The 26,245-nt window shown below is 62.1% G+C and carries 20 protein-coding genes; 9 read left to right on the forward strand and 11 right to left on the reverse strand.

The annotated features are described in order from the left end of the window. Positions 1–3: 3 nt before the first annotated feature. Positions 4–1,017 (reverse strand): LacI family DNA-binding transcriptional regulator, encoded by a 1,014-nt coding sequence (locus AC07SI_RS17045; RefSeq protein ID WP_495006135.1) that lies wholly within the window; start codon positions 1,015–1,017, stop codon positions 4–6. 304 nt (positions 1,018–1,321) lie between these two features. On the opposite strand from AC07SI_RS17045, the gene AC07SI_RS17050 reads away from it, so the two are divergent. The 3 genes from AC07SI_RS17050 to AC07SI_RS17060 all read left to right on the forward strand — a co-directional run bounded on the left by AC07SI_RS17050 (position 1,322) and on the right by AC07SI_RS17060 (position 7,927). Further along, complete coding sequence (locus AC07SI_RS17050) at positions 1,322–3,232, forward strand: hypothetical protein (protein WP_495006136.1); 1,911 nt, start codon at positions 1,322–1,324, stop codon at positions 3,230–3,232. 209 nt (positions 3,233–3,441) lie between these two features. After that, a complete protein-coding gene (locus AC07SI_RS17055; protein ID WP_495006137.1) occupies positions 3,442–5,439 on the forward strand; it encodes a hypothetical protein in 1,998 nt (665 codons plus the stop codon). A gap of 214 nt (positions 5,440–5,653) precedes the next feature. Beyond that, entirely contained in the window at positions 5,654–7,927 is a 2,274-nt protein-coding gene (locus AC07SI_RS17060) for an autotransporter outer membrane beta-barrel domain-containing protein (protein WP_495006138.1), read from the forward strand. Between the two features lie 52 nt (positions 7,928–7,979). Here the strand turns inward: AC07SI_RS17060 and AC07SI_RS17065 are convergent, their stop codons facing one another. The 5 genes from AC07SI_RS17065 to AC07SI_RS17085 all read right to left on the reverse strand — a co-directional run bounded on the left by AC07SI_RS17065 (position 7,980) and on the right by AC07SI_RS17085 (position 14,883). After that, on the reverse strand, positions 7,980–8,579 hold the full coding sequence (locus AC07SI_RS17065; protein ID WP_495006139.1) for a LysE family translocator: 600 nt from the start codon (positions 8,577–8,579) through the stop codon (positions 7,980–7,982). 54 nt (positions 8,580–8,633) lie between these two features. Continuing rightward, complete coding sequence (locus tag AC07SI_RS17070) at positions 8,634–9,473, reverse strand: AraC family transcriptional regulator (protein WP_495006140.1); 840 nt, start codon at positions 9,471–9,473, stop codon at positions 8,634–8,636. A 72-nt stretch (positions 9,474–9,545) separates the two neighbouring features. After that, on the reverse strand, positions 9,546–10,187 hold the full coding sequence (locus AC07SI_RS17075) for a DUF1345 domain-containing protein (protein WP_065906555.1): 642 nt from the start codon (positions 10,185–10,187) through the stop codon (positions 9,546–9,548). A 436-nt stretch (positions 10,188–10,623) separates the two neighbouring features. Further along, positions 10,624–13,713 (reverse strand): multidrug efflux RND transporter permease subunit, encoded by a 3,090-nt coding sequence (locus tag AC07SI_RS17080; protein WP_065906556.1) that lies wholly within the window; start codon positions 13,711–13,713, stop codon positions 10,624–10,626. A gap of 12 nt (positions 13,714–13,725) precedes the next feature. Continuing rightward, positions 13,726–14,883: an efflux RND transporter periplasmic adaptor subunit gene (locus AC07SI_RS17085; RefSeq protein ID WP_065906558.1), complete on the reverse strand. Its 1,158-nt coding sequence runs from the start codon at positions 14,881–14,883 to the stop codon at positions 13,726–13,728. 289 nt (positions 14,884–15,172) lie between these two features. Between AC07SI_RS17085 and AC07SI_RS17090 the strand changes: the two genes are divergently transcribed. Further along, positions 15,173–15,874 (forward strand): response regulator, encoded by a 702-nt coding sequence (locus AC07SI_RS17090; RefSeq protein ID WP_065906561.1) that lies wholly within the window; start codon positions 15,173–15,175, stop codon positions 15,872–15,874. Between the two features lie 3 nt (positions 15,875–15,877). Beyond that, positions 15,878–17,179, forward strand: a complete 1,302-nt coding sequence (locus AC07SI_RS17095; RefSeq protein WP_282397933.1) for an ATP-binding protein — start codon at positions 15,878–15,880, stop codon at positions 17,177–17,179. On the opposite strand, the gene AC07SI_RS17100 is transcribed toward AC07SI_RS17095, so the two are convergent. The 3 genes from AC07SI_RS17100 to AC07SI_RS17110 form a co-directional block, all read right to left on the reverse strand. Then, on the reverse strand, positions 17,180–17,854 hold the full coding sequence (locus AC07SI_RS17100) for an anti-sigma factor (RefSeq protein ID WP_495006141.1): 675 nt from the start codon (positions 17,852–17,854) through the stop codon (positions 17,180–17,182). Next, on the reverse strand, positions 17,851–18,381 hold the full coding sequence (locus AC07SI_RS17105) for a sigma-70 family RNA polymerase sigma factor (RefSeq protein ID WP_495006142.1): 531 nt from the start codon (positions 18,379–18,381) through the stop codon (positions 17,851–17,853). The genes AC07SI_RS17100 and AC07SI_RS17105 overlap by 4 nt, the downstream gene beginning before the upstream one ends. Before the next feature lie 111 nt (positions 18,382–18,492). Then, entirely contained in the window at positions 18,493–19,014 is a 522-nt protein-coding gene (locus AC07SI_RS17110; protein WP_495006143.1) for a DUF3455 domain-containing protein, read from the reverse strand. A gap of 137 nt (positions 19,015–19,151) precedes the next feature. Here AC07SI_RS17110 and AC07SI_RS17115 point away from each other — a divergent pair, with 137 nt between their 5' ends. Continuing rightward, positions 19,152–19,922, forward strand: coding sequence for a class I SAM-dependent methyltransferase (locus tag AC07SI_RS17115; protein WP_201144186.1), 771 nt, complete (start codon positions 19,152–19,154; stop codon positions 19,920–19,922). A 91-nt stretch (positions 19,923–20,013) separates the two neighbouring features. Continuing rightward, positions 20,014–20,799, forward strand: a complete 786-nt coding sequence (locus tag AC07SI_RS17120; RefSeq protein ID WP_065906582.1) for a sulfite exporter TauE/SafE family protein — start codon at positions 20,014–20,016, stop codon at positions 20,797–20,799. Positions 20,800–20,868: 69 nt separating this feature from the next. Here AC07SI_RS17120 and AC07SI_RS17125 read toward each other — a convergent pair whose 3' ends face one another. Continuing rightward, the gene (locus AC07SI_RS17125) at positions 20,869–22,107 is read right to left on the reverse strand and encodes an acyl-CoA dehydrogenase family protein (protein WP_495006144.1); all 1,239 of its coding nucleotides are present in this window, start codon (positions 22,105–22,107) and stop codon (positions 20,869–20,871) included. A 268-nt stretch (positions 22,108–22,375) separates the two neighbouring features. Here AC07SI_RS17125 and sfnG point away from each other — a divergent pair, with 268 nt between their 5' ends. Further along, positions 22,376–23,461, forward strand: coding sequence for a dimethylsulfone monooxygenase SfnG (gene sfnG, locus AC07SI_RS17130; protein WP_495006145.1), 1,086 nt, complete (start codon positions 22,376–22,378; stop codon positions 23,459–23,461). 4 nt (positions 23,462–23,465) lie between these two features. On the opposite strand, the gene AC07SI_RS17135 is transcribed toward sfnG, so the two are convergent. After that, on the reverse strand, positions 23,466–24,560 hold the full coding sequence (locus AC07SI_RS17135; protein ID WP_495006146.1) for a peptidase C39 family protein: 1,095 nt from the start codon (positions 24,558–24,560) through the stop codon (positions 23,466–23,468). 94 nt (positions 24,561–24,654) lie between these two features. Here AC07SI_RS17135 and AC07SI_RS17140 point away from each other — a divergent pair, with 94 nt between their 5' ends. Then, on the forward strand, positions 24,655–26,241 hold the full coding sequence (locus AC07SI_RS17140) for a RimK family ATP-grasp domain-containing protein (protein WP_065906589.1): 1,587 nt from the start codon (positions 24,655–24,657) through the stop codon (positions 26,239–26,241). The last annotated feature ends 4 nt before the right edge of the window (positions 26,242–26,245 follow it).

Raw genomic sequence — 26,245 nt, forward strand, 5'->3', positions numbered from 1 at the left:
CTCCTACGTGGGGGTTGTGGAGCCTCGGACAATCAGTTGGGGCAAGAAATCCAGGGTGCGAGTCGGCTCGGTGTCACCGCGCAAACGCTTGAGCAGACAGTCGAAGGCGCTGGCGCCAATCGCCTCGGTCGGTTGGGCGAGGGCGGTGATGCCGGTGCCTACCAGCGGGTACCAGTCCAGGTCATCGAGGGCGATCAAGCCGACGTCGGCAAACAGCTCGCAGCCCAATGCCTTGAGAGCGCGGGTGCAGGCCAGTGCGGCGATGCCGTTGGCGCAGAACAAAGCCTTGCGGCCGGGTTTGGCGAGAAAGCGCTGCAGGCGCTGTTGCAACTGGTCATCCAGTTCCACGATGGCGCCGGTCAATGCCGGACGCCGGGCGATTTCGGCCTTGAAGCTGTCCAGGCGTTCCAGGCGTGAACTGGTGCCATCGGTGGCTTCGCTCACCAGCAATACATCGCGGTAACCCTGCTGTTCCAGGTGCTCCACCGCCATGCGCACCGCCGCCGGGTTATCCAGGCCGACCAGGTCGCTGTGCAGCGGCTCGAGCTTGCGGTCCACCAGCACCAGGGGCATTTCGCGTTGCAGTTCCAGCAGTTGGTCGAGGTGATGGCCGAGCGTATTTACGATCAGCCCTTCGATGTTGTAGGCGCGCAGTGCTGCCAGGTGCTGGCGCTCCTGGGCGTCATCGCGGTCGGTGTTGCACACCACCAGGCTGTAGCCGTGCTGGCGGCAGGCGGTTTCGACACCGTGCATCACGGCAATGGAATAGGGGTTGCGGATATCGGCCACCAGCATGCCGATCAGGCGCGTGCGGCCACGCTTCAAGCCACGCGCCATCTGGTTGGGGCGGTAGCCGAGTTCGTCGATGGCTTGTTCGATGCGCAGGGCGATGGCATCGGAGAGCAAGGCGCGGTCATCGCCGATAAAACGCGACACGCTGGCCTTGGACACACCCGCGCGCTCGGCCACGTCAAGCATGGTCACACGGCTGCGCTGGGCGGCGGAAAATGAATTCACGACGGTTGCACCTTTTTATTCGAGTCAAGGGCTCCAGTGACCGTGGTGCTGGCCCTGAAACCGGTTTCAGGAAACACCATCGACGACCATTCCGTCAAGGGCGGGTGACGATAGTCCTGGCCTTCATCCCGAACCAATCCGACGAATGGCGAGTGGTACCTGTTACTTCTGACAGTATCGGAGGTGTGCGTTTGAGCGCTTAATTCTCTCCAGGATAATTGCGAGGGAAGAGAAAATGCCCAGCTCACATAAACCAGCCGCCCAACCCGGTGTACGGTCTACCAAGGAGGGAGAGGCCCGCGTATTGCCGACTTTCGACGAGGTGGTGGGGGTCGATCCTGCGGACCCGGAAGGGCTGATTCCTCTGCCGGTATCGCTGCAACCGTTGCAGTGCCGTATTCCTCAGTGGGTGCCAGGTCCCTCAGTGGGCAGAACTCATGTCCTCACGCTGTGGTGGCGGGTGCGCGGCGTGAGTGTCGAAGCTGACTCGCAGTCGTTTACCGGGCCGCTGGATCCGGCGCTTTTTCCGTACTCCTTATATGTCCCTGTCGACTTCATGCGGGAACTCGATGCGGTGGTAGAGGCGTTTTATACGGTGACGGATGAAGGCGGCTTCGCGACGCCATCGTTTCCCTGGACGCTGACGGTGGATAACAACCCGCCAAGGTTTCAGGATCCGGACGACAAGGCGCGGTTTGTCGACCCTGCAATAGAGGCCTCCGGCATCACCGAAGCGGTGTTGGCCGCCAACCCGTTCATCGAAGTCGAGATACCGGCCTACATTGGCCGCGCGGGTCGTGATCAGGTCGGTTATTACCTGAGCAATAACACACCGCCGTTTCCGCCCATCCAGACGGGCAGGCAGGAATTTCCACTGATCACCGATCCGCTGATTCTGCGGATTCCTGCCGAGCATTTTCGCGGCCTCAGTAACGGGATCGCCTATTTGCAATACCGCTTATATGATCGCGCCGAAAATTTTACGTTGGCGTTCAGTGCTCCGATGGATTTCCAGGTGAATCTGATTGCTGACCCGAGCAACTTGCCTGCGCCCGATATTCGTCCTCCTGCCTATCTGGACTTCCTGATCAAGCGTGATGATGCGCGAGCGCGGGTCGCGGCGCGGATTCCCCGTGAATACGATGATTTTGCAGCGGGCGACCGTGTCGTGATGTTCTGTGACGGTCGCCCTGTGCTGCCGGCAATACCTATCACCGGCTTCCCATTTCCGGTCGAGATACCCTGGGATATCTTGCGCGGGTCCGGCCCTCTGGCGCGTACCGAGGTGCAAGTCAGGTACGAGATTCAACGTGCGGGGCGCCCACCCGTGCCTTCGCCGTCGAGTTTTTTCTGGGTCGACCTGACTATCGCCGGACAGGATCACGCCAATGCGCCCGCGCTGCTCAATACCACGCTGGAGCGGGTGGATGTGTACGGCAAAGGCTCTGGATTACACAATGAACTAGATTTTCGTGATGCGACGGCTGGCGCTGAGGTATGGGTACGCCTCTACCAGAACCCGGTAGCGGGAGAGCGGCTGGAGCTATATTGGAACGGCGTGGGGCCGGTGGCCCACTATGAAGTGCAGCCGGGAGATATGTTCGACCAGCCGGTACCGTTCACGGATGTGCCCGGTAATGTGATTGTCAGCGGTGGTAATTTCCCGGACTTGCCGGTGTATTACACCACCAGTAACGGGGTGAACGAACAGCATTCAGACTCGACGCCCGTCAATGTTCATGCGGCGCCGTTGATTCAGTTTGATGCCCCATTGATACAACATAGGCTGCACGGTGGTGGCAACTATCTTACTTGCGAATCGCGCCCGGCTATTTGCCATGGCGTGTATTGGTTCATACGCGATGACAGTAGATTTCAAACAGGCGATGAAATTCAATTTTTTTGGCAAGGTTATGCACAGAATAACGGCGAAGAGCCGATTGCAGATACTGACTTCAGCGTGACGGTTAATTATGTCGCCAACGGGCAAGCGGTCAGGGTGTGGCCGTGGGACACGAAGATTGAACCGATGCGTAGATTTGCATCGGCGATCGCCAGGTTTTTCGTGCTTCGGCGGGGTGTTGTGATAGGCCAGTCCGCGCAGAAACTGGTGCGTATTGATCGCGTGTATCCCGGTTCTGCAAAGATTTGTCAGCCAGGCGATGACGGTTTTTGTGATTCACTCGATGATGAGTGCCCGAACAGTCAGGGATGATTGTCGGGAGGGTATAACCCACTGATTTGTTTGAGTGAGCCTGTCTCCATAATCCAGCCGTGAATACACTTCGGTTGCGGAATCGCTTGAACTTTTTTTGTCGGTGAGTAGCGGTAGGGATAATAAGAAAGTTGCACATGTTGTGTGGATCTATGGGCGTCGTCGCGCGCTCGACAGAGTAATCTTTTATACTAAAGAGAGTGACTCACATGAAAAAGATAGTTCCCAAGTCCAAACAAACAGGTGTGGGGCCCACCGCGGTTCCCATTGTACTGCCTGCCCCGACTATTACCGGGTTGGTTGATCCGATCGAATACCCGGGCCTGATTTTCAGAGAAGCGGCCGATAAAAACTTTCTTGAAGTGGATATTCCGCTGTGGTCTCCCGCGCCTACCAACCCCGCAAGGCCCGATAGCCTGGATATCCATCTTGATGATATCGGTGATTTCCAAACCGGGCGCATCATCAGTGAACCGGTATTTTTCCCACCGCCCATTCCAGCCTTCTATACGGTCAATATTGCGCGGCGATTCCTCACTGAAGGTGATCACACGGTCAGCTACAGAGTCATCCAGAGCTCCGGGAATGACTCAGGCTCGTTTGAGGCGCCGCTGGTCATCGACCGAACCGCTCCCTACGACAGCATTCCCGACGGGCCTCGCCGTTTGACGCTACCGCCTGGATGGGCGGGCAGCGTCACTCAGGCGCTGCTGGACGCAAACCCCACCGGCGTACCCTTCGGGATTCCAGCGTATGTCGCGGAGGGGGCCCAGCCCGGTGATAGATGGCGCGCGTACAACGGCGACTCACTGGAGGTTCTTGGGGAGGGCCCGGTGTTCCCCGACAGCGTGGTGCGCTTCACCCAGGCCATGGCCGATATGGGGGATGGCCCTCGTAGGTTGAGGTACCGCTTGGTCGATGTCGCCGGCAATATCAGCGACCCTTCGTTCGAACTGCCTGTCACGGTGGGGTTGCGACCTGCGCCAGTACTTAGCCCGCCGGGTGTAAGGGATGCGCTTTCCTTGACGGGCGTAGGTGACCGCCTCATTGATCGTTTCGATACCGCCGCCTCTTCCGGCATGTTTGTGATTATTCCGATTTACGACGTTGATCGTGCGAACGATCAACTGCTGGTGCGCCTGACCACCACGCATGGCTCTCGGGACGTAGGTCCCTTCCCATTGGGTGGGTCTGCACTGCCGTACAACTTCCATGTGGGCTTTCAGACGCTGGTCGACTTGTACGCTACGAGTACCGGCAGCATCAACTTGAGGGTGGAATATGCGGTGGATCGAGGGGGGGTGATGCATTGGGTCCCCACGCCTACCAACATCGACCTCGACCTGCAGGTGGGGGGGCCGATCAACCCTTGGGAGCCTGAGCTGATCAACCCCAACCTGCCACTGCCAATCCTGACGGGGCGTGGCTCAGGGTTGACCAACGAATTGGATGAACGCGACTCACAGATGAATGCCGATGTCGTCGTACGCCTGTGGAGTGGTGCTCCGCCGCCGTCTGCAATGCGGTTCTGGATCAATCTGTTCTACCAAAACGAACTGGTCGATAGAAAAGAGGTGGACCCCGCGACCGCCATGCCCGGTGATGAGATCGACATGGAAGTGCCATTTCCGTTCATCCAGAAGCATTCCAACAATCTGATTCCACTGCGTTACGAAATCGAGATCAGTGGTACCAACAACCGGGTTTCATCACCGTCCCAGGACATCAACGTCAATGCCAACGTGATTGCGTTCCCTCCACCGCGGGTCCTTAACGCCTTGCCCGAGATCCCAGGTATTGCGCCTGCAGAAATCGTGTGCAACACGTTGCAAGGACCGGATCGCGAGGTGCATGTATTTGTGCCACCTCATGAACTGTTGGCGGTCGGCATGATTATCACGCTGAATTGGACGGGCTGCAGTGACAATGATGGCGCAGTCCCTATTCCTGCGGCGAGCGGGGCGTTTCTGTTCGGGCCATTGAAATTCGAGCACACCCAGTTGGGCTTCACTGTCCCCGTCAGGCCTTACGCGACCTACGTGAAACCCATCAGTGTGGCAGCGCTGGATATGGGGTCGGTCAATATCACCTACACCGTACCCATCATTGGTACCCCGTCTCCTGTTCTTTCCGCCGAAGCCATCCTGTTGGTGAGAGGGGTTCGCCCAGGTCCGGTCTACTGTGACGGCTCACCTTGGCCGAGCTGAGTGCGGGCCTATGTCGTACTAATAAAGAGGAGCCTGGCTCCTCTTTTTTTTGACCATTGAGGCGTCGGGCAACTCAGCTATTAATCGCAGATAAGTCCTACATACCCATTCCCCCTTCCTCACTAACCTGCGCCCCGTCATGACCTGGGCCTATATCGCTTGGTGCCGGTCAATTCGTTCCCTTTCGGGAAGGTTCTTTACGGGTATACATGCAATGACTATCGATGCACGGTTCAAAAAACATCCTTTGGCCCTGGCGCTCCAGGTGCCTGCTGTCGGCCTCCTGTTGCTGGGCGCCACCTTCACCCATGCCACCACCACATTGCACCCAGGCTTGGAGCGCACTATCGAGGCCGGTGTACGGGTGGACGACTGGATCATCAGCGAGAATGCCCACTTGACGTCCAACGGTGCCCAGATGCTTCAGTCGCGAGTGACTGCCGGTGCACTGACCCTGAACGCAGGTAGCAAGGCGCAGGACATTTACGCGACCCAGGGTTCGCAAATCAACCTCGACGGCGCATCGGTAGAAGCCCGCGGTACCGCCGCCTTTGCCATCAACCTGCAAGGCAGCAACGCCCAGATCAGGGGCAGCCAGGTCATCAATCACAACGGTGTCGGCCTCTTGGCTGCACGTAACTTCCTCACTGATGAGGGTTCGACAGCCACTGTTTTCGACAGCACTATCCTGGGCTCCACTGAAGGTGCGCGGGCCACCTCATTCAGCCAGCTCGACTTCTTTGGCTCGGATGTCATTGCAACCGATGAGGATGGCATCGGCGTATTGTTGCTGGGCGGGGCCGCCAGTGCGGTCGCCAGCGTCATTACCGGTGGCGAGAATGGTGTACGCCTGAGTTATGAAAGTGCGGACATGAACAGCAGCAGCCTGGTATTGAACCGCTCGCATGTCGAAGGTCGCAACGGTGCCGCGCTATTGGTGGAAGGCGACGAATACGGCACGACCGAGGCAGATATCCACGTGCTCAACGGCTCGACCTTGAGCGGCGGCAACGGCAATATCCTGGAAGTCACCGGCGGCGCCAGCGCCAACATGAACGTCGACCGCAGCGTCCTGGTGGGTGACATCGTGGTCGAAGAGGGCGGCAGCGCGAAAGTGCAGCTCAACAATGGCTCCTGGCTGACCGGCCAGTTGAAGAACGTCGCCGAGTTGAGCGTCAACGATGCCTCCAATTGGGTATTGGTAGGCGACAGCAATGTCGACGCCTTGAAGATGGGCGGCGGCGCCGTGCACTTTGGTGGGCCGGATGAGTTCTACCAGTTGGACGTCAAGAGCCTGGAAGGCAACGGCACGTTCATCATGCACACCGACTTTGCCACTCACCAGACCGACTTCCTCAACGTGGAAGGCAAGGCCGAGGGGAACCACCGCCTGTTGCTGGACGCCACCGGTTCGGAACTGGCCAGCGGCAAGCCGATCAAGGTGGTGCATACCGAAGGCGGCGACGCACACTTTTCCCTGGTGGGCGACACCGTGGACATCGGCGCCTATGCCTATGGTCTGCAAAAGGACGGCAACGACTGGGAACTCGACCCGACGCGTCGCGGTACCAGTACCAGCGCCCACTCGGTACTGGCGTTGTTCAACAGTGCGCCAACCGTGTTGTACGGCGAGTCGTCCATCCTGCGCACCCGCATGGGTGAATTGCGCTTCAGCGATGGCAAGGACAATGGCCTGTGGATGCGCAGCTACGGCAACAAATATGAAGTGGCCGCCAACAAAAACGGTGCCGGTTATGCGCAAACCCAGAAGGGCTTCACGATTGGCGCCGACGCGCCGTTGTCCAGCGGTGATGGTCAGTGGCTGGCCGGTGTCATGGCCGGTCACAGCAGCTCGGACCTGAACCTCACCCGTGGCAGTAAAGGCGAGGTCAAGAGCTACTACCTGGGTGCCTACGCCACGTGGCTGGACGATGAGAGCGGTCTGTATTTCGACGGTGTTGCCAAGCTCAACCGCTTGCACAACGACGTGAATGTGATCATGAGCGACGGCAAGAAAGCCAAGGGCAGCTACGCGCAAAACGCCGTGGGGGCATCGGCGGAATTGGGTCGCCATATCAAACTGGATAACGACTTCTTCATCGAACCCTACGGCCAGTTGTCGGCAACCATCACCCAGGCGCAGAGCTATGAGCTGTCCAACGGCCTGCAAGCCAAAGGTGATCGCTCCAGCTCCGTGGTCGGCAAGGTGGGCGTGACCACCGGCAAGAACATCCAGCTGGACAGCGGCGGTGTGTTGCAGCCGTACCTGCGCACCGCGCTCGCCCATGAGTTCGACCAGAGCAACAAGGTGTTCGTCAACGATCAGAGCTTCAACAATGATCTGTCGGGCTCGCGGATCGAGCTGGCGGCAGGCTTGGCCATGTCGGTGTCCAAGAACGTCAAGCTGCATGCGGATATTGAAACCAGCAAAGGCAAGAAGATCGACCAGCCTTGGGGCGTCAACTTCGGTGTGCGCTACGATTTCTAAGGCGCACACACACTTGAACAGGGGAAGCTTGGGCTTCCCCTTTTTTGTGCCTTCAGATCAGTACGCCGAGCCAGGTCGAACCCAGCAGGAGCAAGGCCATGCACTGGTTGAAACGGCGCATGGCCTGCGCCGAGCGCAAGACCCTGCTGGAGCCTGCGCCCAGCATCGCCCAGGCGCCGAGACAGGGCAGGGAAATCAGGAAAAACACCAGCGACAGGATCAGCACCTGGTGCTGGCGGTCTGCGCCAGTGCCGGCGAACACGCTGACCACCGCCAATGCCATCATCCAGGTCTTGGGGTTGATCAATTGCAGGCTGGCGGCGCCCGTCAAGCCCAGGCGGTTTTGCGCCGATTGCGGGTCGATCGCGGTTGTCGGTGCGCGGAAAATCTGCCAGGCCAGATAGCTCAGCCACGCCACCCCAGCCCACTGCATCGCGCTTTGTACCCTGGGCAGTTGCACCAGCGACTGGCCCACGCCGGCCCCCACCAGCAGCACGATCCCCGCCGCGCCGGCGCACGCCCCGAGGATGATCGGCAAGGCGGCCTTGAAGCCATACCGCGCGCTGTTGCTTAGCACCAGGATATTGGTGGGGCCGGGGGTGATGGAGGCGACGAAGGCGAACAGCATGAACGGCAGCAACGTGGGCAACATGGCGGGTGACTCCGGTAAACCAATCGATGGAGTCGATCTTCGCCAGCGCACACGTTACCTGTCTGGAAGATTTGAGCAGCGCTTGCGGTACGCGGCGGGCGTCAGGCCGTAGGCGCGCACGAACCAGCGACCGAGGTGGCTCTGGTCGGCAAAGCCCAGGGCGATTGCCACATCGGCCGGTTGCTCGCCCTTGGCCAGCCAGTGCCGGGCGCGCGCCAGGCGCAGTTGCACCAGATAGGCATGCGGCGGCAGGCCAAAGGCGCTCTTGAACGCGCGGGTCAGGCGGAAGCGGTCGACGCCGCAGGCCAGCGCCAGTTCATCCATGCCGACGTCGTGATGCAGGTGGGCGTGCAGGTATTCCCGCGCCTCGTGGGCCACCCGCGGCAGGCGTGGATCCTCGCGGTAACGGCTGCGCCAGTGCAGTTGGGCCGTGAGGCGCTCGAGCAACTGGTCCATGGCCCGTTGCCGCACGATGCGCAACTCGCCACTGTGCAGGGTCTGGAACGCCTGGCTGGTGGCAATGGCCAGGCGCGGGTCGCTGGTCAAGGTGTGGGCGAACCCCAGCTGGCTGTCGAGCGGCGCCTCTTCGAACACCGCACTCACTTCCCGCGCCAGCCACTGCGGGTCGAGGTAGAGCATGTGGTAGGTAAAGCCGTCCGGCGTGGGCGCATCGCCGTCATGCAACTCGCCGGGCTCGACCAGGAACACTTGGCCGGGCACGCTGTTGTGACGGGTGCGACGGCAGTTGAATTGCTGCACGCCTTGTTCAGTCACGCCGACCAGGTAGCTGTCGTGCCAATGGGGGTCGTAGGCATGCCCCTCGAAATGCGCGCGCAGGGTCTCGATGCCGGTGTCGGCGTCCTGGGACAGGTCGATCCAATTGCGTGCGGCCATAAGACACCGGAACGGAATGTGTAAGGGTATTAGCGCCCAGCGGCTCCAGGGCGTCTAGAAGGTTTGTGCAGACTAGCCGAACAGTCCGGCGGCGATGTTGATCGAGAAACCCAGGATCGCGGTGTTGAACAGGAATCCGATCAACGACTGGCCCAGCACCACCTTGCGCATGCCCCGGGTGGCAACGCCGACGTCGGAGGTTTGCACCGCCACGCCGATGGTGAAGGAAAAATACAGGAAGTCCCAATAGTTGGGGGTCAGCAAGCCTTCGGCAAAACGCAGCGCCGGCTCCTTGCCCTCCCAGGTGTAATAGAGGCGGGCGTAATGCACGCTGAAAATCACCCCGATCAGCAGCCACGAACCGATCACCGTCAGCCCGGTAAAGCCGTAGTGCAGCAAGCGCTCGGACGTGGCCAGGTCCTTGCTGCCGACCAGCTCGAACGTGATGGTGGCCAAACTCGCGATGGCCGCGATGCACACCATGAACAGCACCAGCCCGGCGTTTTCATCCTCGATCTCGGCGATGCGTTTCACATCCTGGGCCTTGGCGCGGATGGTCAGCCACAGCATCAGCACCAGATAGGTCCAGACCCCGGCGTTCCAGCCGATGAGAATTTTGCTCACCAGAGTATCCGCCGGCGCCAGGATGCCCACGGCAAGGCCGAGCACGGCGGCGGAAGAAAGGCGAGGGTGGGTACGGGCTAGAAACGGCATGGCAGCTCACACATGGCTATTTGTGAGCACCTTAGCGCATTCTGCAGCGGCTGGCCCAATGGTGAGCTTATGGGGAGCGAGGGGGTATGGGGGGAGCATGGGTTCATGGGGTGAAGATGGCTTCATGGGGTGAGCATGGCTTCATGTGGTGAACTGGGGTCATGGGGTGAAGATGGCTCCATGGGTTGAAGATGGCTTAATGTGGTGAGCAGACCTCATGTGGTGAGCGGGCTTGTTGTGGTGAGCGGGCTTGCCCCGCGTTGGGCTGCGAAGCAGCCCCAATAATCTCACCGCGGTTTTCCAGATATTCCGGGGTGGATGGTTTTGGGGCCGCTTCGCAGCCCAACGCGGGGCAAGCCCGCTCACCACATGAAGTCCGCTCACCACAACAAGCTCACTGGCCACAACAAGCTAGTCACAAGAACCACCGCCCGCATCAGCCCTTCTTGCGCACCAGCTTCATCACCACCACAAAAAACACCGGCACAAACACCACCGCCAACGTCGCGGTAATCATCCCGCCGATCACCCCGGTACCAATCGCCTGCTGGCTCGCCGAGCTGGCGCCGGTGGCAATCGCCAGCGGCACCACGCCGAGGATGAACGCCAGGGAGGTCATGATGATCGGTCGCAACCTCAGCCGCGCGGCCTTGAGGGTCGCATCGATCAGGTCTTCGCCCTGGTCATACAGGTCCTTGGCAAATTCGATGATCAGGATCGCGTTCTTCGCCGACAGCCCGATGATGGTGATCAAGCCAACCTTGAAGAACACATCGTTGGGCATGCCACGCAAGGTCACGGCCAGCACCGCGCCGAGGACGCCCAACGGCACTACCAGCAGCACGGAGGTCGGGATCGACCAGCTTTCATACAGCGCCGCCAGGCACAGGAACACGATCAGCAGCGACAGCCCCAACAGCAAGGGTGCCTGCGAGCCGGACAAGCGTTCCTGCAACGACAACCCAGTCCATTCCTGGCCAAGGCCCGCCGGCAACTGGCTGACCAGGCGCTGGATTTCTTCCATCGCTTCGCCGGTGCTGTGGCCCGGCGCGGCCTCACCACTGATGGCAATCGCCGGATAACCGTTGTAGCGGGTCAGCTGCGCCGGGCCCTGGGTCCACTTGGCTTCGACAAACGCCGAGAGCGGCACCATCTTTCCGGCGTTGTTGCGCACGTGGATCTTCATCAAGTCCGCAACCTGGCTGCGCTGGTCACCTTCGGCCTGCACCACCACCCGCTGCATGCGGCCCTGGTTGGGAAAGTCGTTGACATACGCCGAGCCGATGGCCGAGGACAGCACGTTGCCGACATCGGCAAACGACACGCCCAGCGCATTGGCCTGCTTGCGGTCGACTTCCAACTGCACCTGCGGCGCCTCGGCCAGGGCGCTTTCGCGCACGTTGGCGAGGATCGGGCTTTTTTCCGCGGCCGCCAGCAGTTCGGTGCGGGCCTGCATCAACGCGGCGTGGCCGACGCCCCCACGGTCCTGCAGACGGAATTCGAACCCGCTGGAGGTGCCCAGCCCATCCACCGGCGGCGGCAGGATCGCATAGGCGATCGCATCCTTGAGCTCGCTGAACGTCGCGTTGGCGCGGTCGGCAATCGAGGCGGCGGAGTCATCGCTGCCACGCTGCGACCAGTCCTTGAGCGTGGTGAACGCCAACGCCGCGTTCTGCCCAGAGCCGGAGAAGCTGAAGCCCATGATCATGGTGGTATCGCCCACCCCTGGCTCGCTGGCGTTGTGCGCTTCGATCTGCTCGGCGACCTGCACCGTGCGGTTCTTGCTCGCACCCGGCGGCAGCTGGATATCGGTGATGGTGTAGCCCTGGTCTTCGACCGGCAGGAACGAGGAGGGCAGGCGGCTGAACATCAACCCCAGGCCCACCAGCAACACCAGGTAGACCAGCAGGTAGCGGCCGCTGCGCTTGAGCGCATAGGCCACCCAGCCTTCGTAGCGATCGGTGAGTTGCTCGAAACGTTTGTTGAACCAGCCGAAGAACCCCCCCTTGGCATGGTGCTCGCCCTTGGCGATCGGCTTGAGCAGGGTGGCGCACAGCGCCGGGGTCAAGGTCAGGGCCAGGAACGCCGAGAACAGGATCGAGGTGGCCATCGACAGCGAGAACTGCTGGTAGATCACCCCCACCGAACCGGCCATGAACGCCATCGGCAGGAACACCGCCACCAGCACCAGGGTAATCCCGACGATAGCGCCCGTGATCTGGCCCATGGCTTTCTTCGTCGCCTCCTTGGGCGACAGGCCCTCGGTGACCATGATCCGCTCGACGTTCTCCACCACCACGATGGCGTCATCCACCAGGATACCGATGGCCAGCACCATGCCGAACATGGTCAGCACGTTGATCGAGAACCCCAGCAACAGCATGGTCGCGAAGGTGCCCATCAGCGCGATCGGCACCACCAGCGTCGGGATCAGCGTATAGCGCACGTTCTGCAGGAACAGGAACATCACCGCAAACACCAGCGCCATGGCTTCGAGCAGGGTGTAGACCACCTTGGTGATCGAGACCTTGACGAACGGCGAGGTGTCGTACGGAATCTTGTATTCGACATTGGCCGGGAAGTAGCGCGACAGCTCGTCCATCTTCGCCCGCACCAGGGTCGCCGTGTTCAACGCGTTGGCGCCCGGCGCCAGTTGCACGCTGACGGCGGTGGACGGCTTGCCGTTCAGACGGGTGGAAAACTGGTACTCCTGGCTGCCGATTTCCACCCGCGCCACATCGCCGATGCGCACGGTGGAGCCGTCCGGGTTGGCCTTGAGCACGATGTCGGCGAATTCCGCCGGTGTCGACAGCTGGCCCTTGACCAGGATCGCGGCGGTGATTTCCTGGGTCCTGGTGCCCGGCAAGTCGCCGATGCTGCCAGCGGAAACCTGGGCGTTCTGCGCGCTGATCGCGGCATTCACGTCCGCCGGGGTCAGGTTGAAGCCGATCAGCTTCTGCGGGTCGATCCAGATGCGCATGGCGCGCTCGGCGCCATACAACTGCGCCTTGCCGACCCCGTCGAGGCGCTTGAGCTCGTTCATCACGTTGCGCGCCAGGTAATCGCTGAGCGCTACGTCATCGAGCTTGCCGTCGCTGGAGGTGAGGGTCACCAGCAGCAGGAAACCGGCGGACACTTTCTCCACCTGCAAACCCTGCTGCGTCACCGCCTGCGGCAGGCGCGGCTCGACCGCCTTGAGACGGTTTTGCACATCCACCTGGGCCATTTCCGGATCGGTGCCCGGCTGGAACGTCGCGGTGATGGTGGCCGAACCGAGGCTGCTCTGGGATTCGAAATACAACAGGTGGTCGGCGCCATTGAGCTCCTGCTCGATCAGGCTGACCACGCTTTCGTCCAGGGTCTGGGCCGAGGCGCCGGGATACACCGCGTAGATCTCGACCTTGGGTGGCGCGACGTTGGGGTACTGCGCCACCGGCAACTGCGGGATCGCCAGCAAACCGGCGAGCAGGATAAACAGGGCGACCACCCAGGCGAAGATCGGGCGATCAATAAAGAACTGCGGCATTCTCAATAATCCTTATTGGCCGGGTGCCTGGGCGAGCGGCACGGGGCTGTCATCCACCTGGACTTTTTCACCGGGGCGCGCGTGTTGCAGGCCCTCGACGACAATGCGGTCACCGGGCTTGAGGCCGCTGCTGACGATCCAGCGGTCCTCGACCACCGCACCCAGTTCCACCGGTTGCTGGCTCACGGTTTGCTCGGCGTCCAGCAGCAGCACCATGGGAATGCCGGCGCTGTCGCGGACGATGGCGCGTTGCGGCACGCTGATGCCTTGTTTATCGACGGCCTGCTCCAGGCGCACGCGCACAAAGCTGCCAGGGAGCAAATCGAGGTCCGGGTTGGGGAATTCGCTGCGCAGGATGATCTGCCCGGTGCCGGGGTCGACGCTGATTTCGGCGAACAGCAATTTGCCCGGCAGTGGGTAGAGGCTGCCATCGTCCTGGATCAGCGTGGCCTTGGCCTGGTCCTGGCCGACCTGCTTCAGGCTGCCGGCGCGGAAGGCGCGCCGCAGGTCGTTCAGTTCGCGGGTGGATTGGGTCAGGTCGGCGTGGATCGGGTCCAGTTGCTGGATGATCGCCAGGGGCGTGGCCTCGTTCTGGCCGACCAGTGCACCTTCGGTGACCAGCGCGCGGCCGATGCGCCCGGAAATCGGCGCCGTCACGGTGGCGTAGCCCAGGTTCAGCTTGGCGCGCTCGACGGCCGCCTTGTTGGCGGCGACTTCGGCGTTGGTCTGGCGCACGGCGGCGCGGGCGTTGTCGTAGTCCTGGCCGCTGATCGCGTTGCCTTCGACCAGCTGGCTGTAGCGCTGCTCCTGCAGGCGCGCCTGGAACGCATTGGCCTCGGCCTTGCTCAGGTTGGCCTGGGCGCTGTCGAGGTCAGCCTTGAACGGCGCCGGGTCAATGCGAAACAGCACGTCGCCCTGTTTGACGTCGTGACCTTCCTTGAACACCCGCTGCATCACCACCCCGGCTACCCGCGCGCGCACTTCGGCGATGCGCGGCGCGGCGATGCGCCCGCTCAGCTCGCTGCTGATGGACAGGGGCTTGGCCTGCAGGGTTTCAATGCGGACTTTGGCCAGCGGCATTTCCGGCGCTTGCGTGGCCGACTTGTCGCAGGCACTCAGTGCCAGCGTCAGGGCCAGCAGGCAAAACGGCGCAAACAGATTCTTTGACATGCTCTTATCCCAATATTGACTGGCGCATCCTAAGGTCACCTGCGCCGTGGTGCTGTGAAGCTGTGTAGGTGGTCTGTGAAGAAATGTAAGGTGCGACCCATAGTCGGCAGAGGGCGTATATCCTTGCACAATCCTGCAAGCACTGGAGATCCCATGTGGGAGGGGGCTTGCCCCCGATCGCGGTGTATCAGTCGAAACAGCCTTCACTGACCCACCGCTGTCGGCGGCAAGCCCCCTCCCACATGGGATTTGTGTACGACCAATAACTGTATTTTCTGGAAACACCTTTATGCCCAACATCCTCCTGGTGGAAGACGACGCCGCACTCTCCGAGCTGATTGCCAGCTACCTGGAGCGCAATGGCTACCACGTCAGCGTGCTCAGCCGTGGCGACCACGTGCGTGAGCGCGCGCGGCTCAACCCGCCGGACCTGGTGATCCTCGACCTGATGCTGCCGGGCCTCGACGGCCTGCAAGTCTGCCGCCTGTTGCGCGCCGATTCGGCGGGCTTGCCGATTCTGATGCTCACCGCCCGCGATGACAGCCACGACCAGGTGCTTGGCCTGGAAATGGGCGCCGACGACTATGTGACCAAACCCTGCGAGCCGCGCGTGCTGCTGGCGCGGGTGCGCACCTTGCTGCGGCGCAGCAGTTTGTCCGAACCGCAGGTGGCCAATGACCAGATCCTCATGGGCAACCTGTGCATCGACCTGTCGGAGCGCACCGTGACCTGGCGCGAGCAGGCGGTGGAGTTGTCCAGCGGCGAGTACAACCTGCTGGTGGTGCTGGCCCGGCATGCCGGCGAGGTGCTCAGCCGCGACCAGATCCTGCAACGCCTGCGCGGCATCGAGTTCAACGGTACCGACCGTTCGGTGGACGTGGCCATTTCCAAGCTGCGCCGCAAGTTCGACGACCACGCCGGCGAGGCGCGCAAGATCAAGACGGTGTGGGGCAAGGGCTACCTGTTCAGTCGTTCCGAGTGGGAATGCTGATCCATGTTTCGCGTACTGCTGCGCCTCTCCCTGATCATCATCATCACCTACAGCGCGGCAATCTTCTTGATTCCCAAGCTGGTGATCCAACTGTTCGAGCATCGCTACCTCGACTACAACGTCGAGCAGTCGCGGGGCATGCAAAAGCTGATCGTCAAGCAGTACCTGCGCGCACCGGTGGAGCGCTGGTCGCAGGTCACCGAACAACTGGACCGCGACTTCGCACCGCTGAAAGTGCAGTTGCTGCTGCGTCAGGACGCGCGCTACACCCCGGCGGAGGCCTTGCAGTTGGAGCAGGGCAAGCCGGTGATCCGCCTCGGGGAGTGGGGTTGGATGGAGGAGGTCAGCTCACCGATCAACGACCAGTTCGTGGTCAAGCTGACCATCCCTCCCGATTCGCTGGACATGAACCTGCTGTACTGGTCGATGAACGTGTTGATCGGCATCGCGCTGCTGGCGTGCCTGCTGGTCTGGCTGCGCCCGCACTGGCGTGACCTGGAGCGCCTGAAAAGCACGGCCACCCAACTCGGTCGCGGCAACCTGAGCGCGCGTACCGGGATTGCCCCCAGCTCCAACATCGGCAGCCTGGCCTCGGTCTTCGACACCATGGCCGGCGACATCGAGCACCTGCTCAACCAGCAGCGCGACCTGCTCAACGCCGTCTCCCACGAATTGCGCACACCGCTGACACGCCTGGACTTCGGCCTCGCCCTGGCGCTCTCCGAAGACCTGCCCGAAGCCAGCCGCGAGCGCCTGCAAAGCCTGGTGGCGCATATTCGCGAGCTGGATGAACTGGTGCTGGAATTGCTGTCCTACAGCCGCCTGCAAAACCCGGCGCAATTGCCTGAACGCGTCGAGGTGGTGCTCGACGAATTTATCGACAGCGTGCTCGGCAGTGTCGATGACGAGTTGGAAAACCCCGAAATCGTTATTGATGTGGCACTCGATTGCGCCGTGGAGCGCTTCAGCCTCGACCCGCGCCTCACCGCCCGCGCCTTGCAGAACCTGCTGCGCAACGCCACGCGTTACTGCGAAAAACGCATCCAGGTCGGGGTCAAGGTCTGCCCCAAGGGCTGTGAGATCTGGGTGGACGATGATGGAATCGGCATTCCGTTGGACCAGCGCGAGCGCATCTTCGAACCGTTCTACCGCCTCGACCGCAGCCGCGACCGTGCCACCGGTGGTTTCGGCCTGGGCCTGGCGATCAGCCGGCGCGCCCTCGAAGCCCAGGGCGGCACGTTAACCGCGCAGGCCTCGCCACTGGGCGGTGCCCGGTTTCGCGTGTGGCTGCCCTGCGTCGCCTGATCAGAGCACTTTGACCGCGCGGCCGATTGCCTGGATCGGCCCCGTGGGTTTGCCGGTGGGTGAGCCGCTCGGGGCTTCGAGTGTCAGCTCGAACAGCTGGTTTGGCGTCAGCGGCGGCAGTTTGTCCAGCGGCACCGAGAGGGTCTGTCCCGGCTTGACCAGGCCCAGGGACACCGGCCCTTGCCAGCCGTCGCCCTTGGTCCAGAACTGCAGGGCCTTGTCGGCCGGGACTTCCATCACGCCCAATGGAATCAACTGAATCTGCTGATTGTGGCTGGCCTGGATCACCCAGCCCGGCGCCTGGCTTTGTGGCGCCACCAGCACCACCACGAAGCTCGGCGCGGCGCCGGGTGGGCGGGTCAGCAGCAACGCAGACAGCACCAGGCTCGCCAGCAGGCCGGCACCGGCAAGGCCGCGCCACACGGCCAGCAGGTTCCACCACGGCACGCCGCTGGCGGCGGGTGCGAGGGTGCGCTCGATGCGCCGCCACAGGTGAGGCGAGGGCGGCACCGGTGCTGCCAGGGCTGTCAGGGGTAATAGCCGTTGCTCCCAGGCATCCACCGCGGCCCGCAGTTCGGCATCGTGTGGCAGGCGGCGTTCCACCTCGGCACGCTGCTCGATGGGCAGGGTGCCGAGCACGTATTCGCTGGCCAGTGCGTCGAGTGTTTCGTTCATGCCATGCACTCCCGCAACGCGGTGAGGCTACGTTTGATCCAGGCTTTGACAGTGCCCAATGGGGTGCCCAGTTTTTGCGCGATTTCGCTGTGGGAATAACCGTCGACATAGGCATGCAGGATGCAGGTGCGACGGGCCGGGTCGAGTTGCTCCAGGCAGGTGTGCATCTGCCCCGAGCGCGCGGGAAATTCAAAGGTCTCGGTGTCGGCGGCGAGCTGTTCGTGTTCCTCGCCCAGCGCCACCTCGCGATGCTGGTTGCGCACGTGGTTGAGCGCCAGGTGGCGGGTCACGCTGAATACCCAGCCGCGTGCCGAGCCGCGCACGGGGTCGAAACTGCCGGCGCCGCGCCAGATCTTGATAAACGCGTCGTGCACGATGTCTTCGGCCAGGGCCTTGTCCCGCACGATGCGCAATGCGACGCCGAGCAAACGGCTGCTGTCCTGCTCATACAACTGGCGCAGGGCGCGTTGGTCGCCCCGGGCACAGGCCGAGAGGCAGGCTGGGTAATCAAAGAGAGTCTCAGGCAAAACGTTGTATTCCTGGCACTGAATTAACCGCCGCCACGGCCCCTGTGTGGCGAGCAAGCGTGCTCGCCACGACACGCCGGCGCCCACAGGGGGCAGCGTAGCTGACTTTGCTCAGCTGGCGGACCAGAAAATGTAATCGGCCTGGTAGCTCACCACCGCCTGCTCACCCTTGTTGGCGGCGCTGCACACGGTACTCGGGGCAACGCCCCCTTTGAGCGCGACCCGTTGGATGTAGCTCACGCCGCTCATCGCGCCCTTGCCTTCGGCCGGGTTGGCCTTGACCAGTTGATAGGGCAGGTTGCCGGCACCCGACGGCGCCACGGCGAGCTGGGTGCCGGTGATTTTCGAACCGTCCTTGGCCTGCCAGGTGGCCGGTGGGCCGAAATAGGTGCCGACGGGCTTGCCGCTGCGATCATTGAGCACGGCCTTGGGGCCGACGAAGGTCCACTCGGTCTGGCCGGCGGCATTCGGCTTGTCGCGGCACTCGTAGGTGATTTCGCCAACGCCGGTGGTTTCCAGCGCGACCTTGTGGCCCGCTGGCACTTTGATGCTGTCGGGCAAGCCGGACTGGGCAAAAGCGGCGGGGGCGGCGATCAACAAGCCGGTGAGGCAGAGCAGTGTTTTAGCGTTCATCGGTGCTTCTCCATTCAGTCAAACAGCGGGGGTACTGGAAGAACTACCCATGACGCGCACGATTGGATGCAGCGATTAGAAAATAAAGTCATGAAGGCGCACACTGTGTCCCCGCTTTATCCGAGGAGAGATTGGCAATGACTGGTGTCCACGCGTCTGCTCAACAAGGTTTCTCCACCCAGGCTGTCACCTACGCCCAGGGCCGGCCGGATTATCCACGGCAACTGACCGGCTGGCTCACGGAGGCGCTCGGCGTTGACGCGCAGTCAACCGTCATCGACCTGGGCGCCGGCACCGGCAAATTCACGCGTTTGCTCAGCACCCTGGCGCCGACCCTGATCGCCGTCGAACCGGTGCAGGCGATGGGCGCGCAGCTGAGCAAGCTGTTGCCGGACGTGCGCCTGGTCGACGGTACCGCCGACTCCATGCCCCTGGCCGCCGCCAGTGCCGACGCGGTGGTCTGCGCCCAGGCGTTCCACTGGTTCTCGACCCAGGCGGCGCTGCAGGAGATCCACCGTGTACTCAAACCCGAGGGCCGGCTGGGACTGGTGTGGAATGTGCGCGATGAGTCGGTGGCCTGGGTCGCGGCGATCACCGCGATCATCACGCCTTACGAGGGCGACACGCCGCGCTTTCATACCGGGCGCTGGCGCGAAGCCTTTACCGGCGAGCTTTTTTCCGCGCCTGAACTCAGCTGTTTCCCGTATAGCCATGTCGGCAGCCCTCAAGAGGTGATCATGGATCGCTTCCTCTCGGTGAGCTTTATCGCCGCGCTGCCGGACGCGGAAAAGGCCAAGGTGACCGCGCAGTTGCAGGACTTGATCGACACCCATCCAGACCTGCGCGGGCGTGACACCGTGGCCTTCCCGTACCAGACTCAGGCGTACGTCTGCCGTCGACTGAGCTAAAAGGCATAAAGTCAGATCATATTGATATAAGTCGTTATAAGAAAAATCGCTATCCTGCGGCCAGAAATTTATAAGGCCGCGGGAAGTTGTAATGGATGTGGGTAATGTTGGTTTTGTAGTCGCGGGCCTGATCGTTGGTTTTATCGTGGGCATGACCGGCGTGGGCGGAGGCTCGTTGATGACGCCGATCCTGTTGTGGTTCGGCATCAATCCGGCCACGGCGGTCGGCACTGACTTGTTGTACGCCGCGATCACCAAGTCCGGTGGCGTGCTGGTACACAGCAAGAACAAGAACATCGACTGGACCATCACCGGCTGGCTGACCCTGGGCAGCGTGCCTGCCGTGTTGCTGACCCTGTGGTTCCTCGCCAGCCTGCACACTGACCCCAGCGCCATGAACGCGGTGATCAAGCAGGCCCTCGGCGTGGTGCTGCTGCTGACGGCCCTGGCGATCCTGTTCAAGAAAAGCCTGCTGGCCTTCGCCCAGCGCCATGCCGGCGATGGCTACCACATGAACCCGCGCAACCTGAATGCGTTGACGGTAGTGACCGGTGCCGTGCTGGGCACCATGGTCGCGCTGACCTCCATCGGCGCCGGCGCACTGGGCACCGTCGCGCTGTTTATCCTTTATCCGTTCCTGGCCACCCGCCGCCTGGTGGGCACCGAGATCGCCCACGCCGTGCCCCTGACCCTGGTGGCGGGCCTGGGCCACGCCGGCATGGGCAATATGGACTGGCACCTGCTGGGCTTTTTGCTGATGGGCTCGCTGCCGGGCATTTACCTGGGCAGCCACATGACCGGCAAAGTCCCGGACGGCGTATTGCGCCCGTGCCTGGCGATCATGTTGATGACCATCGGCTACAAACTGGCCTTTTAAGACATAACAGGGGCCAAAGGTGGGAGGGGGCTCGCTCCCTCCCACATGCTGACTGCGATCACCCTTGATTCAGGCTTTCGCTGGCCCATTACCGATCTGCCACACAAACGGCGGCTCGGTCGCATTGATCACCCAGTCGCCGACGATCCGCGCCTTGTAGATCACCGGGTTGTGCGACGACACCGTGCGCGCATTGCGCCAGTGGCGGTCCAGGGACTTGCCCTGGCGCACATCCGACGCCCCCAGCGCATTGAACAGTTCGCTGGTGGCGCGCTGGATCAATTCCGACACCACCACCTGCGCCGTGGCCGACTCGATCTCGGCGGCCAGATTGGCCGCGTGCTCAGCCGCATCATCGCCGCCAAACCGTGCCAGGTAAGCCTGTTGCGCCGGCGCTGCGGCTTTCAACGCGCTGGCTTCGGCGGCATACACCAGCGCCGCGACTTCACCCACCACCTGCTGGACCTGTGCATCCTGGCTGACATGCGGCGCATTGCCGTGGCTGTAGATGCGTTTGCGGCTGCGCACCTGATGGGCGACATCGCGCAACGCGGCGCGGCCGATACCGGCGAGGCTGGCGAGCAGCACCAACTGGTAGAACGCGGTCTGGTATTTGAAGCGGGTGGCGAAGTCGATGACGTTGTCCGCCTCCACCACCGCATCGGTAAAGCGCGAGGTGCCGCTGCCGGTGGTGCGTTGGCCGAAACCGTCCCAATCATCGCTGTGCACCACGCCGGGCTGGCGCGCGCGCGTGGCGGCGATCACATCGCCGCCGGTGTCGCTGCGTTGGGCGTACACGTCGATCCAATCAGCGAAAATGCTGCCGGTGCTGTAGAACTTTTCGCCGTTGAGCTTCCAGTTATCGCCATCCGGGCTGACCTGGGTGACTACCTCACCGATGGCCACGGCGCCGATTTCAGTCCAGGCGCAGCCGACGATATCGCCGTCGACAAAGCGCTTGAACCACAGCTCGCGGCCGGCACTCGGGGCGGCGTTGAGGCGATCTTCGGCAAACGCGAAATGCCCGCGCAGGGCCTGCGGCACGTTGGAGTCGGCTTCAGCCAGTTCGATCAGCAATTGGAACAACTGCGGCAGGGACGCGCCGCCACCGCCGTATTCCACCGGCACCCGCACGGCGCCGAAACCGGCTTGTTTGAGCCACTGGATCGGTTCATGGGGCAGGGTGCGGGTTTGCTCGCGCTCCACCGCACCCGCAGCGATACGCTGGAAAATCGGGCGAAAGCGCGCGGCGAGGGTGGTGTAGTCGACGCCGGTGGACAGCGGGTTGATGACGTGTTGTTCGGTCATGGGCAAAAGCTCCAGGGCAGTGATCAATGCCAAAGGTGATTGCACACTCCGTGCCGGGTGTCCGGGCCCATGTTTACGCGGGAGATGCTGCGCCAGCTGTTGCCCCAGCAACAGTGAACCGACAAACCGCCACGATCCGTGACAGGCGTCTTCGCCTGATCGCCGGCCGGGTTTTCCGCCGTAGCCCGCACGGCGCGTGCGTTTGCCCACGGCTGGCACGCTTGCTGCTCAACCCCTCGGTACATCCCTGTGTGCGAGGTAGTGATCGATGAGTCAGCAAGCCGTGAAATTTGCCTATTGGGTGCCCAACGTCAGCGGTGGGCTGGTGGTGAGCAAGATCGAACAGCGCACCCATTGGGGCATCGACTACAACCGCAAATTGGCGCAACTGGCCGAAGCCGCCGGCTTCGAATATGGCCTGACGCAGATTCGCTTCACCGCCGGCTACGGCGCCGAGAACCAGCATGAGTCCGTGGCGTTCAGCCACGCGCTGCTGGCGGCGACCACCACGCTGAAAGTGATTGCCGCGATCCTGCCCGGCCCATGGCAACCAGCGCTGGCGGCCAAGCAACTGGCAACCATCGACCAGCTCACCAACGGCCGCATCGCCGTGAACATCGTCAGTGGCTGGTTCAAGGGTGAGTTCCAGGCCATCGGCGAACACTGGCTGGAACACGACGAGCGTTATCGCCGTTCCGAGGAATTCATCCGCGCCCTCAAGGGTATCTGGACCCAGGACAACTTCACCTTCAAGGGCGACTTCTATCGCTTCAACCAATACACCCTCAAGCCCAAGCCGCTGGGCCAGCCGGAAGTGTTCCAGGGCGGCAGTTCGCGGGCGGCGCGCGACATGGCGGCGCGGGTGTCGGACTGGTACTTCACCAATGGCAACACCCCGGAAGGCATCAAGGCCCAGGTCGATGAAATTCGCGCCAAGGCCGCTGCGAACAACCATTCGGTCAAGGTCGGCGTCAACGCCTTCATCATCGCCCGGGATACCGAGGAAGAAGCCCGCGCCGTGCTCGCGGAAATCATCGACAAGGCCGATCCGGAGGCGGTGAATGCGTTCGGCGACGCGGCCCGGCAGGCCGGCAAGGCTTCCCCCGAAGGCGAGGGCAACTGGGCCAAGTCCAGCTTCGAAGACCTGGTGCAGTACAACGACGGCTTCAAGACCAACCTGATCGGCACCCCGCAGCAGATCGCCGAGCGCATCGTCGCGCTCAAGGCCGTGGGCGTGGACCTGGTCCTGGCCGGTTTCCTGCACTTCCAGGAAGAGGTCGAGTACTTCGGCCAGCGCGTGTTGCCACTGGTGCGCGAGCTGGAGGCCAAGGCCGCGATCAAGCAGGTGGCCTGAGCATTCACCGGGTGAAGACCACCACCGCCGCGCGCAGCTTGTTATTGCCAAAGCGGCACATGCGCTCGAACTCCGCATGGCTGACCGGCAGGTGCTGGCAGTCCAGAGGCTGGCGGTGCTGGCTGTGGTCCACATCCGGGTCGTGCAGGTAGACAAAGTCGTCGTCGCAGTCGGTGACGATCACCCAATGCGGGGATTTCGAGCGGGTGAGGCGGTAGCTGCTGATCAACACCAGCGGCTGCCCGCCCTCCTGCAACAGCCGGGGCAAGTCCAGGGCGCCGCCGAAGACCTGCTCGACGTCGCTGCCTGCCAACTCTTCCTCAAACGCGGCATGCACCACGCGCATGACGTCCTTTTTATGCGGATCGCGTACGCCATCCAGAAATAACGGCCCGCGCACATTCACCTGCATCCGCACCCGAAAGCCCCGACGCCACGCCGCCAGAGCCAGGCCTTGCGGGCTGCAGCCGCCATGGCCGGCGGTCATGAACACGGTGGTCGCTTCCCGCCAGATCTGCAGCTCTTCGCGGCGCAGGGCCGGGCGCTCCGGCACCAGCGCACCCATGGCCATCAACAGGCAGGCGGCGCCACAGGTGAAGTCGGTGGTCTGTTGGTAATACGGCACGCTGTGCGAGCGCGCATCCTGGTGCTGCAGGATGCGTTTTTCCAGGCGCAGGGCCGGGCTGTGGTCTTCGTAGTAGTCGTTGATCAGGGCAAAGCGGCGGTAGCCGTTGCGTTCATACAGGGCGAGGGCGCCGGGGTTGTCGGTGCGCACTTCCAGGCGCAGGTAGGCGCAGTCGTGTTCCACTGCGCAGGCCTCGATGCGGCTCAGCAGCTGTTTGCCCAGGCCCATGCCGCGCGCGTGCTCGGCGATGGCGATGGAGTACAGCCGTGCCAGCGAGGTGCCACGGTGGAACAGCACCAGCGCATAGCCGAGCAATTGCCCGTCCTGTTCCGCCACCAGCAACCGGCCATGGGCGCGGCTGACCATCCAGTGGAAACTGCGCGGTGACAGCCGGTCAGTGGTGAAACAATGCTGTTCCAGTGCCACTAATTCAGGCACGTCCTCGGGGGCTGCAACGCGAAAGAAAAGAGCCATATGACCGCCGTAAAAGTTGCGTAACGAAACGGGACTTCTCTAAAAGATCGTGCTTAATAGAAAAGGTCGAGTTCTCTAAAGCGGATCAAATATTATGTCGGCGGTACAAGGTCATTGGCGTGAAGTATCCGAGCAAACTGTCGCGGCGACAATAACCAATAAGGGTTATTTTTCCGCACCCCCCAAAGGCGCCAGTCAAGTTGTGATCATTGTCGAGCGCAAGGAAGACTGGGCCTCCTACTTCCCCAGCGAAGACATCGTCACCGCGCAGGAATACCTGGAGCAAACCCGCGAAAGCGAGACCGGCAAGCGCGTGCAGGTGATCAACCTGTGCCGTAGCTACAAGTACCTGGGGCACGGCTATTACTGTTCATTGCTGGCCGAAGCGCGCGGGCACAAGGTGATTCCGTCGGTGCGCACCATCAGCGAGCTGACCAAGAAGTCACTCTACGGCCTGGCGCTGGATGACCTGGATAAAACCCTCGATAAAGCCTTGAGTCATCATCTCTACAGCAATACCGAAGGTTTCACCCTGACCCTTTACTTTGGTCGAACCAATATTGAACCGTTGCAGGAGTTGGCCCGCCAGTTGTTTGAAGCGTTCCCGTGCCCGATCCTGTTAGTTGAATTCAGAAAGAACAACGGCTGGCACATTGAAGGGGTCAAGTCCGGCGTACTGCACAAGTTGCGCGATGACCAGGAAGATCAATTCGCCCACGCCCTCGACAACTTCAGCCGCAAGATCTGGCGCCAGCCCCGTTCACGTCGCCTGGCCCGTTATGACCTGGCGATTCTTCACGATCCCCAGGAGCAACTGCCGCCGTCCAATGCCAAGGCGCTGGAGAATTTCATCCGCGTGGGCAAGGGCCTGGGCATCGATGTGGAGTTGATCGAGCGCAAGGACTACTCGCGCCTGGCCGAATACGACGCCTTGCTGATCCGCGAGACCACAAGCGTCGACAACCACACCTACCGCTTCGCCAAGAAAGCCGAGAGCGAAGGGCTGGTGGTGATGGATGACCCGGCCTCGATCCTGCGCTGCACCAACAAGGTCTACCTCACCGACCTGCTCAACAGCCATCAACTGGGCATGCCCGCCACCGAGATTCTCTACAAGGAACGACCGGAAGATTTCGAACGGGTCGGCGAGCGCCTGGGTTTCCCGCTGGTGCTGAAGATCCCCGATGGCTGTTTCTCCCGGGGTGTGATCAAGGTCGAAAGCCAGGAAGCCTTGCTCAAGGCCACTGCCGAGCTGTTCGAACATTCGGTGCTGCTGCTGGCCCAGGAGTTCTTCTACACCGAATACGACTGGCGCATCGGCGTGCTCAATCGCAAGCCGATCTTTGCCTGCCAGTACTTCATGTCCAAGGGCCATTGGCAGATCTACAACCACAAGGCCATCGGCTCGGACATCAACGGCGAGTGCCGCACCCTGGCGGTCCACGAAGCGCCCAAGGCGGTGGTGGAGCTGGCGGTGAAGACCGCCAACCTGATCGGCGACGGGCTCTACGGCGTCGACCTCAAGCAGTCCGGCGACAAGGTGGTGGTGATCGAGGTCAACGACAATCCCAACCTGGATGCGGGCATCGAAGACGCCTATTTGCAGGACGACCTGTATGGCCTGGTGCTGGAGGAATTCGTGCGGCGCCTGGAGTTGAAACGCCAGGGCCAGGTCTGGTGAGTCG

The sequence above is a fragment of the Pseudomonas sp. GW821-FHT05D12 genome, assembly GCF_059419825.1.

Excerpts from the sequence above, each read along its gene's own strand:
- AC07SI_RS17055 (WP_495006137.1), top strand. The coding sequence starts at position 3,442 with ATGAAAAAGATAGTTCCCAAGTCCAAACAAACAGGTGTGGGGCCCACC.
- AC07SI_RS17060 (WP_495006138.1), top strand. The coding sequence starts at position 5,654 with ATGACTATCGATGCACGGTTCAAAAAACATCCTTTGGCCCTGGCGCTC.
- AC07SI_RS17065 (WP_495006139.1), bottom strand. The coding sequence starts at position 8,579 with ATGTTGCCCACGTTGCTGCCGTTCATGCTGTTCGCCTTCGTCGCCTCC.
- AC07SI_RS17070 (WP_495006140.1), bottom strand. The coding sequence starts at position 9,473 with ATGGCCGCACGCAATTGGATCGACCTGTCCCAGGACGCCGACACCGGC.
- AC07SI_RS17075 (WP_065906555.1), bottom strand. The coding sequence starts at position 10,187 with ATGCCGTTTCTAGCCCGTACCCACCCTCGCCTTTCTTCCGCCGCCGTG.
- AC07SI_RS17080 (WP_065906556.1), bottom strand. The coding sequence starts at position 13,713 with ATGCCGCAGTTCTTTATTGATCGCCCGATCTTCGCCTGGGTGGTCGCC.
- AC07SI_RS17085 (WP_065906558.1), bottom strand. The coding sequence starts at position 14,883 with ATGTCAAAGAATCTGTTTGCGCCGTTTTGCCTGCTGGCCCTGACGCTG.
- AC07SI_RS17090 (WP_065906561.1), top strand. The coding sequence starts at position 15,173 with ATGCCCAACATCCTCCTGGTGGAAGACGACGCCGCACTCTCCGAGCTG.
- AC07SI_RS17095 (WP_282397933.1), top strand. The coding sequence starts at position 15,878 with ATGTTTCGCGTACTGCTGCGCCTCTCCCTGATCATCATCATCACCTAC.
- AC07SI_RS17100 (WP_495006141.1), bottom strand. The coding sequence starts at position 17,854 with ATGAACGAAACACTCGACGCACTGGCCAGCGAATACGTGCTCGGCACC.
- AC07SI_RS17110 (WP_495006143.1), bottom strand. The coding sequence starts at position 19,014 with ATGAACGCTAAAACACTGCTCTGCCTCACCGGCTTGTTGATCGCCGCC.
- AC07SI_RS17115 (WP_201144186.1), top strand. The coding sequence starts at position 19,152 with ATGACTGGTGTCCACGCGTCTGCTCAACAAGGTTTCTCCACCCAGGCT.
- AC07SI_RS17120 (WP_065906582.1), top strand. The coding sequence starts at position 20,014 with ATGGATGTGGGTAATGTTGGTTTTGTAGTCGCGGGCCTGATCGTTGGT.
- AC07SI_RS17125 (WP_495006144.1), bottom strand. The coding sequence starts at position 22,107 with ATGACCGAACAACACGTCATCAACCCGCTGTCCACCGGCGTCGACTAC.
- sfnG (WP_495006145.1), top strand. The coding sequence starts at position 22,376 with ATGAGTCAGCAAGCCGTGAAATTTGCCTATTGGGTGCCCAACGTCAGC.
- AC07SI_RS17135 (WP_495006146.1), bottom strand. The coding sequence starts at position 24,560 with ATGGCTCTTTTCTTTCGCGTTGCAGCCCCCGAGGACGTGCCTGAATTA.
- AC07SI_RS17140 (WP_065906589.1), top strand. The coding sequence starts at position 24,655 with ATGTCGGCGGTACAAGGTCATTGGCGTGAAGTATCCGAGCAAACTGTC.